At 65.1% G+C, this 14,109-nt stretch carries 11 protein-coding genes; 3 read left to right on the top strand and 8 right to left on the bottom strand.

The window, feature by feature from the left end:
* Nucleotides 1-135 precede the first annotated feature (135 nt).
* From QNO10_RS11775 to QNO10_RS11800, 6 genes are all read right to left on the bottom strand, one after another.
* The gene (locus QNO10_RS11775; RefSeq protein ID WP_229947133.1) at nucleotides 136-498 is read right to left on the bottom strand and encodes a YtxH domain-containing protein; all 363 of its coding nucleotides are present in this window, start codon (nucleotides 496-498) and stop codon (nucleotides 136-138) included.
* A gap of 92 nt (nucleotides 499-590) precedes the next feature.
* Nucleotides 591-998 (bottom strand): DUF779 domain-containing protein, encoded by a 408-nt coding sequence (locus QNO10_RS11780; RefSeq protein ID WP_229947130.1) that lies wholly within the window; start codon nucleotides 996-998, stop codon nucleotides 591-593.
* On the bottom strand, nucleotides 998-2,017 hold the full coding sequence (gene adhP, locus QNO10_RS11785) for an alcohol dehydrogenase AdhP (protein ID WP_229947128.1): 1,020 nt from the start codon (nucleotides 2,015-2,017) through the stop codon (nucleotides 998-1,000). Before adhP ends, QNO10_RS11780 begins: the two co-directional genes overlap by 1 nt.
* Nucleotides 2,018-2,097: 80 nt before the next feature.
* A complete protein-coding gene (gene exaC / locus QNO10_RS11790) occupies nucleotides 2,098-3,621 on the bottom strand; it encodes an acetaldehyde dehydrogenase ExaC (protein ID WP_229947126.1) in 1,524 nt (507 codons plus the stop codon).
* Between the two features lie 98 nt (nucleotides 3,622-3,719).
* Nucleotides 3,720-5,093: a helix-turn-helix domain-containing protein gene (locus QNO10_RS11795; protein WP_229947124.1), complete on the bottom strand. Its 1,374-nt coding sequence runs from the start codon at nucleotides 5,091-5,093 to the stop codon at nucleotides 3,720-3,722.
* Nucleotides 5,094-5,260: 167 nt separating this feature from the next.
* On the bottom strand, nucleotides 5,261-6,682 hold the full coding sequence (locus QNO10_RS11800; RefSeq protein ID WP_229947122.1) for an FAD-dependent oxidoreductase: 1,422 nt from the start codon (nucleotides 6,680-6,682) through the stop codon (nucleotides 5,261-5,263).
* Nucleotides 6,683-6,836: 154 nt separating this feature from the next.
* Between QNO10_RS11800 and rarD the strand changes: the two genes are divergently transcribed.
* Together rarD and QNO10_RS11810 are read left to right on the top strand one after the other, a co-directional pair.
* Complete coding sequence (gene rarD / locus QNO10_RS11805) at nucleotides 6,837-7,865, top strand: EamA family transporter RarD (protein ID WP_442860231.1); 1,029 nt, start codon at nucleotides 6,837-6,839, stop codon at nucleotides 7,863-7,865.
* A gap of 437 nt (nucleotides 7,866-8,302) precedes the next feature.
* On the top strand, nucleotides 8,303-10,012 hold the full coding sequence (locus QNO10_RS11810; protein ID WP_331460319.1) for a DUF222 domain-containing protein: 1,710 nt from the start codon (nucleotides 8,303-8,305) through the stop codon (nucleotides 10,010-10,012).
* A gap of 336 nt (nucleotides 10,013-10,348) precedes the next feature.
* Here the strand turns inward: QNO10_RS11810 and gabT are convergent, their stop codons facing one another.
* Together gabT and QNO10_RS11825 are read right to left on the bottom strand one after the other, a co-directional pair.
* Complete coding sequence (gene gabT, locus QNO10_RS11820; RefSeq protein ID WP_229947121.1) at nucleotides 10,349-11,704, bottom strand: 4-aminobutyrate--2-oxoglutarate transaminase; 1,356 nt, start codon at nucleotides 11,702-11,704, stop codon at nucleotides 10,349-10,351.
* A gap of 57 nt (nucleotides 11,705-11,761) precedes the next feature.
* Nucleotides 11,762-13,192, bottom strand: a complete 1,431-nt coding sequence (locus tag QNO10_RS11825) for a gamma-aminobutyraldehyde dehydrogenase (RefSeq protein WP_229947120.1) — start codon at nucleotides 13,190-13,192, stop codon at nucleotides 11,762-11,764.
* Nucleotides 13,193-13,358: 166 nt separating this feature from the next.
* On the opposite strand from QNO10_RS11825, the gene QNO10_RS11830 reads away from it, so the two are divergent.
* A complete protein-coding gene (locus tag QNO10_RS11830; protein ID WP_229947119.1) occupies nucleotides 13,359-13,988 on the top strand; it encodes a putative glycolipid-binding domain-containing protein in 630 nt (209 codons plus the stop codon).
* Nucleotides 13,989-14,109: the final 121 nt, after the last annotated feature.

The raw sequence follows: 14,109 nt of genomic DNA on the forward strand, positions 1-14,109 counted from the left end.
CGGTGAAGGGTCCGGACCAGCCCGCGACGGGTAACGGCAGGTAACGGCACGCCGCACCAGCCTGCGCCGGGTATATGAAAACACCGGACGGGTGAGCTTTCGCCCACCCGTCCGGTGCCGGACTGCGTGTTGTGCTTAGGCCTCGGGCTGCGGTTCAGCCGGGGACATCTTCTGCTCGCCACCCGTGGTGTAGGAACCGTTGGTTCCCGTGCCACCTGCAGCGGAAGAACCGGTGGAGGAGCCGGTGGAGCCGGTCGAGCTGGAGTCCGTCGAGCTGGAGCTGCTGGAACCCGTGACCTTGGACGCGGCGTCCTTGGCGACACCGGTGACCTTGTCCTGCAGGCCCGGAGCCTTGTCCTTGGCCCATTCGGTGCCGTGGGAAACGGTTTCCTGAACCTTGGGGTCGTTCCAAAGCTGCATCAGCTTTTCGCGGCCGCCCTTGGAACCAGCCAGGTAGCCGATACCCGCACCGGCCAAAAATACAAGCTTCTTTACCATGGTCGTCCTCTTCTCCTGCCCTTACCGGGCCTTGATAAGTTCTGTCCCCTTGCACCCTACCGTCCAAAACGGCAGGTTCAACAGTCAGCTTACTATTTGGACCCGGGGTCGAGGAGACGGGACCTGATGAGGAAGCGTTTGCCTTCGGGTGCTTCCACAGAGAACCCGCTCCCCCGGCCGGACACCACATCTACGGTCAGGTGTGTGTGCTTCCAGTACCCGAACTGTTCCCGCGACATCCAAAACTCCAGGTCCTCTCCGTCCAGGTCGAAGACGCCAAGGAGCACATCGGCGTCGCCCGTGAGGAACTCCCCGTGCGGATAACACATGGGAGATGACCCGTCGCAGCAGCCGCCGGACTGGTGGAACATAAGCCTTCCGTGGGTTTCGCGCAGCCGCAGCAGCAGCGCCAGGGCAACAGGCGTCAGCGCCACCCGGGAAAAATCCTCCCCGGGCAGCGCGGCAGCCGCTTCCATCCCAGGTGCAAGCGAAGAATCCATCAGTATCCAATCACCACACGGCCGTCTACACGGCCTTCTCGGAGTTCAGTCATCACATCATTGATTTCTTCCAGGTTGCGGACGGTGATGTTGGGGTGGATCAGTCCGCGGTCGTAGAAGTCGATCGCCTCCGCCAGGTCCTGGCGGGTACCCACGATCGATCCCCGGATCGTGAGGCCCTTGAGCACGGTGTCGAAGATCGGGGCCGGGAAGTCCCCCGGCGGCAACCCGACAAAAACAATCGTTCCTCCGCGCCGGGCCATGCCGATGGCCTGCCCAAAAGCTGTCGGATGCACCGCGGTGACCAGTATTGCGTGGGCACCGCCGATCTTCTCCTGGATGACCTCGGCGGGGTCCTCGTTGCGCGCATTGACCACAACCTCGGCCCCGTACCTCTTGGCCAGTTCCAGCTTCTCATCGGCGATGTCCACGGCGGCGACACGCAGTCCCATGGCAATGGCATACTGCACCGCTACGTGGCCCAGGCCGCCTATCCCAGAGATGACCACCCATTGCCCGGGTCGTGCATCGCTGACCTTCAACCCCTTGTAAACCGTGACTCCGGCGCAGAGGACAGGGGCGATCTCCTGCGGATCGGCCCCTTCCGGGATGCGCGCAGCGAAGCGCGCGTCCACCAGCATGTACTGGCCGAAGGAGCCGTCCACGGAATAGCCGCTGTTCTTCTGCTGCTCGCACAGGGTTTCCCAGCCTGTCCGGCAGTACTCGCAGACACCGCAGGCGTAGGCAAGCCAGGCGTTGCCCACCATGTCGCCCGGGTGCAGGTCGGTGACCCCCTCACCGACCTGCACCACCTCGCCGACGCCCTCATGCCCCGGAATGAACGGAGGAGTTGGCTTTACGGGCCAGTCCCCGTCCGCCGCGTGGAGATCCGTATGGCAGACACCCGTGGCCACCAGCTTGACGAGCGCCTGGCCCGGACCTGGTTCAAGCACCGCCATTTCCTCGATGGAGAGGCCCTCACCGAGACGGTTCACTACTGCTGCCTGCATGCTGGTCATGGGGTCCTCTTTCCATCAAAGGAACTACGGTTCAAGTGGAAGGCGAGTGACACCCCAGCCTAGGCATGTGCGAAGGCCGCTTAGAAGAACCCCTGCTTGTTTTCGGCGTAGCTCACCAGCAGGTTTTTGGTCTGCTGGTAGTGGTCCAGCATCATCGCGTGGTTTTCGCGCCCGATTCCGGAGGACTTGTAGCCGCCGAACGCGGAATGCGCAGGATAGGCATGGTAGTTGTTCACCCATACCCGTCCGGCCTGGATGTCCCGCCCCGCCCGGTAGGCGGTGTTGCCGTCCCGGGACCAGACACCTGCGCCCAGTCCGTACAGGGTGTCATTGGCGATCGCCATGGCCTCCCCGTAGTCGGAGAAGCGGGTCACGGAGACCACCGGCCCGAAGATCTCCTCCTGGAAGATACGCATGTTGTTGGTGCCTTCAAAAACCGTGGGCTGGACGTAGAACCCGCCGGCAAGGTCGCCGTCGAAATGCGCGCGCTCGCCGCCGGCAAGGACTTTCGCCCCCTCCTGCCTGCCGATGTCCAGGTAGGAGAGGACCTTCTCCAACTGGTCGTTGGATGCCTGCGCCCCCACCATGGTGTTCGTATCGAGGGGATTGCCCTGGACCATCAGTGCCGTCCGGGCCAGCGCGTCCGCCATAAACGAGTCGTACATGGAGTCCTGGATGAGCGCCCGGGACGGGCAGGTGCAGACCTCGCCCTGGTTCAGGGCGAACATGTTGAAGCCTTCGAGGGCCTTGTCGTAGAACGAGTCGTCGGCGGCAGCGACGTCGGCGAAGAAGATGTTCGGGCTCTTCCCGCCCAGCTCGAGGGTGACCGGAATCAGGTTCTGGCTGGCGTACTGCATGATGAGCCGGCCCGTGGTGGTCTCCCCCGTGAAGGCGATCTTCCGGATCCGGTTCGAGGATGCCAGCGGCTTGCCCGCTTCCACACCGAACCCGTTCACGACGTTGAGCACGCCTGCCGGCAGCAGATCCGCGATCAGCTCCATCAACACCAGGATCGACGTCGGCGTCTGCTCCGCAGGCTTCAGCACGACGGCGTTGCCGGCCGCGAGCGCCGGAGCCAGCTTCCAGGTGGCCATGAGGATGGGGAAGTTCCACGGAATGATCTGCCCCACCACTCCCAGGGGCTCGTGGAAGTGGTACGAGGTGGTGTTGTCGTCGATCTGGGAAATGCCGCCTTCCTGGGCCCGGATGGCGCCGGCGAAGTAGCGGAAATGGTCAATCGCCAGCGGAAGGTCCGCGGCGAGGACTTCCCGGATGGGCTTGCCGTTGTCCCAGGTTTCGGCGACGGCCAGGGTTTCCAGGTTCGCTTCAATGCGGTCCGCGATGCGGCTGAGGACCAGGGCCCGCTCAGCCACCGATGTCTTACCCCATGCCCCTGCGGCCTTATGTGCGGCGTCCAGGGCCAGATCGATATCGGCCGACGTCCCACGGGCCACTTCACAGAAGGCCCGCCCATTCACGGGCGAGATGTTTTCGAAGTACTCCCCCTTGACCGGGGCCACCCATTCCCCGCCGATCCAGTTGTCATACCGCGGCTTGAACGTGATCAGCGATCCTTGGCTGCCGGGCTGTGCGTAAACGGTCATTTTGCGCTCCTTGTGCGTTCGACGTCGGTGTCGGTTGCGGACACCACAGAGGCTACGGAGCGCAACGTTGCAACCGGGTTGCACTGGGCGGCAGGCCGCTACGCCAGGTCCCGTTCGATCCGTTCCAGGGCGGCGACGACGGCGGCCCGGCGAGGCGAACGCGGCGGAAGCACCCGCAAAGCCAGCTGCCAGGCCTCGGCGTCGTGGGCTGCCTCCGGCAGCTGGAGATACTGCAGCAGCGTGTCTGTGCCGGCGTCGGACAGTATGGCTTCGCGCAGGACGGCCGAAACCTCGGTGCGCAGCCGGACGACGGCGGGGGCCTCCGAGCGGGAAAGCACCGGTCCGCCGTACGTCCGCAGCGCAAGGCGGTACGCACCCTGTTCGAGGAACCGCAGGACCTGGACGGCGTCCACCGCGAGCGGACGCGCCAACCGGTAGGGACGGGAGCGTGGGACAAGCGGTTCAGCCGTTGTCCCTGCGGCCGCGGCTTCCATCAGGTTGCGCAGCCGCACCATCTCGGCCCGCACCGTACCTGCGTGTGCGTCCGGGTAGGCCAGTGCGGCAAGTTCCTCGGCAGTGAGGCCCCCGGGGTGCAGCGCCAGTACGGCCAGCAGTTCGCCGTGGCGGGCACTCAGTTCCACCGCCCTGCCGCCCGTGTGCAGCAGGGCACGGTCCCTGCCCAGCACCTCCAGGTTCTCCGCAAAACCTGGGGTGGGTATCCTCCGGGTACGACGGCGGGACGGCTGGGGTGCGCGGTCTCTGCTGCCGGATGCCTGCGGTCTGCGGACTGTGTCCCGGTGTGCCTGCAGGCGCTCGACCTGGAGCCGGGCCTCTGCCGCCGCGACAGCCGCCCGAACGAGGGCAAGGGTATGCGGCGCCACCGCTTCGGAACCTCCGGTCACGTCCACGACGCCGAGCACTGCACCGGTGTCCGGGTCATGGACGGGTACCGCGGTACAGCTCCAGGAGTGCACGAGCCGGCTGAAATGCTCGGGACCCGCGATCTGCACCTCGGATGCGGTGGCGAGGGCCATCCCGGGGGCACTGGTTCCGACCGTGCGTTCGGACCAGTCCGCGCCGGCCATAAACAACATTCCTTCGGCACGCCGGCGCAGGACCGGATCTCCGTCCACCCACAGCAGCCGGCCCAGCTCATCCCCTACGGCCACCAGGAGACCGGAATCCTGTCCCGGTTCCACAAGCAGACGGCGGATCACCGGCATTACGGACGAGAGCGGATGGGCGGCACGGTGGCGGACCAGGGCGTCGCCGTCGAACACCAACTCAGGACGTGAAATGTCAGGGTCCGGGTGGTGCTGGAGCGAACGCTGCCAGGATTCCCGCACGGAGGGGCGCAGCCGTTCCAGCCATCCGGTGCCCGCGCCCAGCGATTCGTGCGCCCTTACGGCATTCCGCTGCAGGATGTCCGCAGGTAGCCGCGGCAGGACGCTGGACTGCCCGGTTCGGGACACAGATTCATTTCGTGCCGCAATGCGCACGGCCCCCGCCTATCCACGCTGATAAACGAACACCGCCCAATACGTCGGACGCTGCCCGGTGAGGGAACACATCATTGCTGGATATGCTCCCACGCGCGGACCGGCGGAGGCCAGAGAAACTGCGGTTTACTTCGGGACTGCTACTCGCCGCGGGAGATGCGGGTCATCTCTTCGCGGTCAACCACCTTCACGCGCTCGCGGACGAGTTCGCCGGTCAGCGGATCAGGGTGGATATAGGAAGCGCCGAGGCTGCGCTCGTAGGCATCCAGCTTCAGCCAGCCTTCCCAGGTGGTGTACTTGACGCCGCGCTCTTCGAGCAGGTCGATGATCGACGACGGGTCCGGGTGCGTGGCGGCCGGCAGGTTCAGCCGGTCCTCGAGCAGGAAGCCAATGGTTTCCAGAGCGTCGCCCTTGGTGTGGCCGATCAGGCCCACCGGACCGCGCTTGATCCAGCCGGTGGTGTAGATGCCCGGCACCGGAGCGCCGTCTTCGTTGATGACGCGGCCGCCCTCATTGGGGATCACGCCGCGCTGATCGTCGTAGCCCACTTCGGGCAGCTCGGAGCCGAAGTAGCCGATGGCCCGGTAAACAGCCTGGACGGGGTAGTCCACGATTTCACCCGTACCGCGGACGTTACCGGTTCCGTCCAGCTCCGTGCGCTCGAACTTCATGCCGGCGACCTTGCCCGGATCAGCGGGATCCTCGTAGATCTCGACCGGGCTGTGCAGGAAGTGCAGGTGCAGGCGGCGCGATGCTCCGGTGTCCTGTTCCTCCACCAGCCAGTTGGTGAGGGTGTTGACCATGGTCTTGGTCTGGTTGTTGGTGCGGATCTGCTCGTCGGAGCCCTCGTCAAATTCGAAGTCCTCGGGGTAGAGGACAATGTCGACATCGCGGGAATGCGAGAGTTCGCGCAGTTCCAACGGAGTGAACTTCACCTGGGCCGGGCCGCGCCGGCCGAAGATGTGCACGTCGGTGACGGGGGACTTCTTCAGGCCCTCATAGACGTTGGTCGGGATCTCCGTGGTGAGCAGGTCGTCGGCGTGCTTGGAGAGGATGCGTGCGACGTCGAGGGCCACGTTGCCGTTGCCGATCACTGCAACTTCCTTGGCATCCAGCGGCCATTCCCGCGGGACGTCCGGGTGGCCGTCATACCAGGACACAAATTCCGCACCGCCGAAGGAGCCCTCGAGCTCCACTCCGGGGACGTTCAACGGGGCATCCTTGATGGCTCCCGTGGCGAAGATGATGGCGTCGTAGAAGTGGCGGAAGTCCGCCAGCGTCAGATCGCGGCCGTAGTTGACGTTGCCCAGGAAACGGATGTCTCCGCGGTCCAGGACCTTGTGCAGGGCGTTGACGATGCCCTTGATCCGCGGGTGGTCGGGGGCCACTCCGTAGCGGATCAGGCCGTAGGGGGCCGGGTACTGGTCAAACAGGTCAATGCTGACCTCGAAGTCCCGCTCGGCTTTGGTAAGGATGTCGGCGGCGTAAACACCGGCGGGGCCTGCACCGATAATGGCGACCCTCAAAGGACGCTGGGCGCTGTCCGCGGCAGGGTTAGTCACTGATAGTCCTTCTTCTCTTCTGAGCTCTAGGGTGCGTAATTAACACACAGTTGTTTATTCTAAATGCCGGGTTCGCCCGTCGTCTAAACGGCACCGGAAAGCCTTCCGGGTGAGGTGCGGGAATACGCTCCGGGAAACGTGCGTTAAGCCCTGCGTGCCTTTCTCAAAGCCCGTCCCCGCCCTGCGCGCCGTACCTACCGCATCGCCGGACGCCGGCGTCGTCGATTCCCCGAGTCCATCCGGATCTGCCGCCCCCACACAGGGGACCGGCCGTGAGAACCTGCCCGGCATTCTCTTTGGGATCGGCGCCTATGGCCTGTGGGGCCTTCTCCCCCTGTACTTCATGGTCCTCAAACCGGCCGGCGCGGTGGAGATCGTTGCCAACCGCGTGGTCTGGTCGCTGGTGTTCTGTGCAATCCTGCTGACCGTCATGCGCGCCTGGAAGCCCATGCTTGCTGCGGGACGGAACCCGCGGACCGTCGCAACCCTCGCCGGGGCGGCCCTCCTCATTGCGGTCAACTGGTTGACGTACTCCTGGGCCGTGCTGAACGAACATGCGGTGGAGGCAGCCCTGGGGTACTTCATCAACCCCCTTGTCTCTGTTTTGCTGGGCGTACTGGTACTCAAGGAAAAGCTTCGTCCGCTGCAGTGGGCCGCCATGGCCGTTGGGTTCATCGCGGTCCTGGTCCTTGCCGTGGCCTACGGAACCGTGCCGTGGGTTGCCCTGGCCCTGGCCTTCAGCTTCGGGTTTTACGGCCTGGTGAAGAAGGGCGTCGGCTCCCGCGTGGATGCTGTTTCCAGCCTGACAATTGAAACGGCGGTCCTCACCCCGATCGCCGTGGGCGTGATGATCTGGCTTTCCATGACCGGTGCTGCCACCCTGACCACCAACGGTGCCGGGCATCTTTGGCTGCTGGTGGCCTCGGGCGTCATCACCGCCGTGCCGCTGATCTTCTTCGGTGCGGCTGCCCGCCGGCTTCCGCTGTCCACGGTGGGCTTGCTGCAGTACCTGGCGCCCACCCTTCAGTTCATCCTGGCCCTTACGGTCTTCAAGGAAGCCATGCCGCCGGAGCGTTGGGCGGGCTTCGGCCTGGTCTGGGTGGCGCTGGTGATGCTGACCATCGATATGATCGGCGGCCCCCGCCGCAACCGCAGGCTTCGGGCTGCCGCTGCTGTTTCGTAGGGGCATCTAGGACGGTGCTGTTTCTGGGGATTCCTAGGGTTCTGTTTCCTGGGGTTCCGCCGTGGCTCGTTGCTGCCGCGGGCCTCCCCATGCCCCGCGGCCATCAACTGCGTCCGGCGCCCGCATGCCCTCCGGCACGTCCGCTGATGGCCACCTCTGGCCGGGTTTCCCGGATTTCTCCTCCACTGCCAATGCCGGCTCCGGGCGTCCGGCTCCGCGTGCCCCGCGGCTGATGGCCTCCTCTGGCGGTTTCCCGGACTTGTCCTCCACCGCCGGCTCCGGGCGTCCGGCATCGCATGCCCCGCGGTGATGGCCTCCTCTGGCGGTTTCCCGGACTTGTCCTCCACCGCCAGCGCCGGCTCCGGGCGTCCGGCTTGTTATCCCCACCCCTTAGGCCGCTCCACTTGAGTGATGGTTCGCGGCGGGAGAATTGGTCCATGGCTGTGGAACCTTTGGACGTGGTGATGTTCCCGGCGGATTCCTCCGCCGGGGCTCCCACCGGCACGCTTATTCAGTGTGTGGAATCGGTGTTGGGTACAGCCAATGAGCTTCGCGAAGCCGCAACCGACTCATGGGGTCTGTTGGGACTGCAGGAAGCGGTGGATTTCGCTGCCGCTGTCGAGGACATTTCGCGGATTACGGACTACTTGAAGCTGACGGCGGCTGCCGCCATTGACCAGCAGTGTCCCGCGTCCACCCTCGCATCCTCCGCTGCGGCCGGACCCACTGCGGAGCTGCTTCGCGTCGTGGATGGGCAGGAGGACGTCTTCGGATCCGCAACCGCTGTGTCGAACGCCAGCCCTTCGTCTGACGGGTACGGCGCCTGCTCCCACGCGGAGCCCACGGTGCTCCCGAAAGGCGGCGGCCGACGTCTGCGGGAATTCCGAAGTACTGCGGATTTTCTGCGGGCCCGCTTACGAATCTCCCGGGCCGAGGCCCGCCGTCGTCTGGCCATGGCAGCGGCACTCCTTCCCAGGCCCACACTCATGGGTGACGTACTCCCGCCCGCTTATCCCCGGGTCGCACAAGCCTGTGCCGATGGAGTGCTGGCGGCAACTGACATGGACGTCGTCGCACGGGCGTTGGAGGAAGCAGTTCCGCGCTTGGAGCCAGAGGCGCTTGAAGCCATGGAAAAGCAGCTCACAGATATCGGCACCTACCAGGACCATGACTTCCTGGTACGCGCAGCGAAGCATTGGACAGCGTTGCTGGACCAGGACCGGCCACCCACCGAGGAAGAGCTGAAACAGTTCCAGGGCATTTTTCCTGGCAGGCGCCGCAATGGTTTGAACCATCTGCACATTTACTGCACAGATGAACAGCACGAGGCGCTCACGACGCTGATTAATAGCGCAACCAACCCCCGGAACAATGTCCAGCTGGCACCCGTTTCAGCAGCCGGGGGCTATGCGCCGGACCACAGCGGAATGCCGGATGACAGCAGCAGGGTGCCGGAAGGATGCACGGCACCGGAACAAGGCGGTGCGCCCGTCCAGGGAACCTCCCCTCCGGAAGGTGAATTCCGGGGTGTAGCACTGTCGACTCCAGACCCCAACAGGCAGGACTCCCTTGCCGAGCCCAGAGTCATGGATCTTCTGCCGAGGCCAACTCGTCCCCAGCTGTTACTCGAGGGCCTGCTCGGCGCGGTCCGGGCCGCGCTCGCTTCAGGCGGCCTGCCCGCAGCCGGCGGGCTTCGTCCCCAAGTCATGGTGACGATCAGCCACGACTCATTGCTTAGGGGGCTGGCGAATACACCAGGTGGCATGGGCATGAGCGGCCACCGCGACCGGACGGCGGGCACAGGCAAAACCCCCAGAGAAGCTCCCCCGGAAAACCCAGCAACAGCAGACCGGTTGAATCACCCAGACAATCCCGGCAACGGAGGAAACGAAGGCGACCGAGGCGGCAGCGCCAGAGGCGGCAACGCCGGGGGCGCAGGCAACGCAGGGGGCAGCAACGCAGGCAACGAAACCAGGACAACGAACTCCCAGATGCCGGGAACCGCTGCCTTCTCCGGTCCTATCGACGCACGCTCAGTTCGCCGGATAGCCTGCGACGCGGACCTGATCCCGATGGTCCTGGGATCCAACGGACAGGTCTTGGATCTCGGCCGGGCTGCACGACTGTTCCCCCCCACATCTGCGTAAGGCTCTGCACGCCCGAGACGGAGGCTGCGCGTTTCCAGGCTGCACCGTTCCCGGGCCCTGGACCGAGGCGCACCACGTGACATTCTGGGAGCAAGGCGGAGGCACCGGTATCGACAACGGTGTGCTGCTGTGCTCGTTCCACCACCACTTGATCCATCAGGGCAACTGGCAGGTATCCATGCGCGCTGGCATCCCCTGGTTCCTCCCGCCCCACTATGTTGACCCCAATCGCCGGCCACTGCGGAACGTCTATTTCCATCCGGAATTCCTTGCCGCTGGTGCCGGCCCCGCTTAGAGCGGGCACCCTGTTTTCCGGCGTCTCAGCTCCTGGGCGTCTCAGCCCCTCGCCCGGACAGCAGCCTCCAGCACGGTCAGTCCATCGAGCAGCAGTTCATCGCCGATAGTCAGCGGCGGCAGCAGCCGGATCACATTGCCGTAGGTGCCGCAGGTCAGCACAATGACACCTTCCTGCAGACACTCTGCCGCGATTGCCTTCGCGGTCTCGGCGTCGGGCGTCTTGGTACCGGGCCTGACAAATTCCATCGCCAGCATGGCCCCGCGCCCACGGACATCGCCGACGGCACCGCCCTCCGCCTGCAGCGCGCGCAACCGGGGCAGCGTGAGCTCCTCGATGTGCCGTGCACGGCCAGCCAGGTCCTGCGCGACCATGGTGTCCATGGCTGCGAGGGCAGCAGCGCAGGCCACCGGGTTGCCGCCGTAGGTGCCGCCCAGGCCGCCGGGATGGACGGCGTCGAGCAACTCCGCGCGTCCTGTGACGGCAGAGAGCGGAAGCCCGCCGGCAATGCCCTTGGCCATGGTGACGAGATCGGGAACCACTCCCTCGTGCTGTACGGCGAACCATTCACCCGTGCGGCAAAACCCTGACTGCACCTCGTCGGCGATGAAGACCACGCCGTTGGCCCGGGCCCACTCCGCCAACCGCGGCAGGAAGCCCTCCGCAGGAACAATGAATCCGCCTTCGCCCTGGATCGGTTCGATCAATAGAGCAGCCACCTGATCCGCACCGATCTGCTTTTCAATGGCCAGGATTGCCCGGTCAGCAGCCTCGGCGCCGGTGAGGTCCGGATTCTCCTCACGGAACGGATAGCTCATGGGCATTCGGTAGATTTCCGGGGCAAACGGACCGAAACCGGTCTTGTACGGCATGGCCTTGGCTGTCAGCCCCATGGTGAGGTTGGTACGGCCGTGGTAGGCATGGTCGAACGCGACGACGGCGTCGCGTCCGGTAGCCGATCGGGCAATCTTCACGGCGTTCTCCACCGCTTCCGCGCCCGAGTTGAACAGCACGGTCCTTTTGTCGAAGTCCCCGGGCGTTACCGCGGCCAGACGCTCGGCAACAGCCACATAGCCTTCATAGGGCGTCACCATAAAGCAGGTATGCGTGAAATGTTCCACCTGTGCCTGCACCGCAGCAACAACGGCCGGGTCGGTGGCACCCACGCTGGTCACGGCAATGCCCGACCCAAGATCGATGAACGCGTTGCCGTCCACGTCCAGGATGATTCCACCGTCAGCGTCGGCGGCATACACGGGAACGCTCGACGCAACACCCTTTGCCACCACTGCTGCCCGGCGTGCCTCCAATGCGACGGACTTCGGGCCGGGAAAAGCTCCGGTGATCCGGCGTTTCTGTTCAAGGCGGGCACTCGGTGTGATGACGGGGATACTCATGCGATTGCCTCTCGGTGCTGCTGCGGAAGAAAGGAAGAAACCGGGACAGGTGCACCGCTAAGCATCGAGTGCGCTCATCACGTGCTTGATGCGGGTGTAGTCCTCCACCCCGTACATGGAGAGGTCCTTGCCATAGCCGGAACTCTTGAACCCGCCGTGCGGCATCTCGGCGGTGAGCATGATGTGCGTATTAATCCAGACGGCTCCAAAATCGAGGTCCCGGGACAGCCGCATAGCGCGGCCGTGGTTGGTGGTCCAGACGCTCGAGGCGAGGGCGTATTCAACATCGTTGGCCATGTCCACGGCCTGCTCCTCCGTATCGAATTTCTGCACCGTGATCACCGGACCGAAGGTCTCCTTCTGCACCACGTCATCGTCCTGCCGGGCGCCGGTGATGACGGTGGGCTCAAAGAAAAAGCCCCTCGACCCGGCTCTCCGGCCCCCGGTTTCCACGCGGCAGTGGGCAGGCAGCGCTTCGATCACGGCGTTGACCGCGTTGAAGTGGTTGATGTTGTTCAGTGGACCGAAGTAGTTCTCCTCGTCGTTGTCGCTGCCGGTTTTCAGTTCCTTGGCAGCGGCCACGAGTTTCTCCACCAAAGCGTCGTGCACGGAGTCCTCCACCAGCACACGGGTGATGGCCGTACAGTCCTGGCCGGCATTGAAGAACGCAAATTCGGCGACGGCGGTGGCGGTCCGGTCCAGGTCAGCATCCGCGAAAACGACTGCCGGCGCCTTGCCGCCCAGTTCCAGGTGGGACCGCTTGAGCATTTTGGCGGCGCCGGAGGCCACGGCAATACCGGCACGGACGGACCCGGTGATGGAGACCAGCCCGGGCACAGGGTGTTCGACCATCAGGGCACCGGTATCCCCCGTGCCCAGGACCACGTTGAGCACCCCGGCCGGGAAGATCTCCCCCGCAAGCCGGGCCAGGACCAGGGTGGATTCCGGGGTGGTGTCCGAAGGCTTGAGCACCACGGTGTTGCCCGCCGCGAGCGCGGGGCCGATTTTCCACACAGCCATGAGCAGCGGATAGTTCCACGGGGCCACCTGCGCGACGACGCCGATCGGCTCGCGGCGGATGAAGGACGTGAACCCTTCCATGTACTCTCCCGCGGACTTTCCCTCAAGGACCCTGGCTGCGCCCGCAAAGAAGCGCAGCTGGTCTGCCCCTACAGCTACTTCCTCTGCGGCAATCAGGGAGCGCACCTGGCCGGTGTTGCGGTGCTGCGCTTCGACCAGTTCGCCGGAATTAGCCTCGAGAGCGTCCGCCAGGCGGAGCAGCATCCGCTGCCGTTCGCTTGGAGTGGTCCGCTTCCAGGTCCGGAACGCCGCAGCGGCAGCATCCATGGCGGCATCGACGTCCGCCTGCACGGAGACCGGTGACACGGCAACAACGTCGCCGTTGGCCGGATTCACGATGTCCAGCACTTCGGGACCCTTGGACGGCACAAACCCTCCATTGATGAAGTTCTGCAGTATCTCGGCCATTCCGGATGTCCTTTCGCGGCGGGCGGGTACGAACCCGATTACGGCTAAACCTACTGCGCTGCGTGGATCACATCCATCGTCTCTTACACGAGACACGGCCTCCGCCGAGCCGGTACACCTGTACCTTGCGCCGAATGTACGTCATCTGGGCAGTTAACCTGTAGGGATGACTACCACCGCGAAGGCCAGGACCATCCGCTGGCAGGGAGAGGATGATCCGGACCGCATGGATACGGCAGTGGTGTCCTTCCGGGACCGGGAGCTTGCTGCCGCCGGCACCTCGGTCGCACCGGAATACCGCGCGTCGTGGACCCTGTCCACGATCCCCGGCTGGGTCACCCGGCGGCTGACGGTACAGGTGACGGGCAAAGGCTGGTCCAGGTCCCTGCACCTTGAACGCAGCGCCGAGGGGCGGTGGAGCGCCGAGACAACAGTCTCCGGCCTCACGGACCTGCCCGCGCCGGGGATTGCGGACCCGCGCACCCTCGACGAAGCCCAGGACTGCGACCTCGGACTGTGCCCGCTGACCAACACCATGCCGATCCTGCGGCTGGACTTGCTCAACGAGTCCGCTCCCCCGGACGAAACACAGCTCACGATGGCCTGGGTGGAGATGCCCAGCCTGCGGGTGCTGCCCAGCAGGCAGGTCTATTCCCAGGTCCGGCCTTTCTCGCCCGACGCCGGACCCGCCGTCGTCCTCTACAGTTCAGCCCACGGCGGGTTTACCGCCGAACTCACCGTAGACGCGGACGGCACCGTGATCGACTATCCCGGACTGGCCACGCGTCTGCCCTAGCCCGCAGAGGGCACCAAACCTGGCGCCACGGCAGACATGGTCGGGAACTCCCGCACGCTCCATGCGGACTCCGGGAGCCCGACCGCGTCCGGACCCCGTCCGTGTCCCGGCTAGGATTGGA

It is taken from the genome of Arthrobacter sp. zg-Y919, from assembly GCF_030142045.1.
Classification (GTDB): domain Bacteria; phylum Actinomycetota; class Actinomycetes; order Actinomycetales; family Micrococcaceae; genus Arthrobacter_B.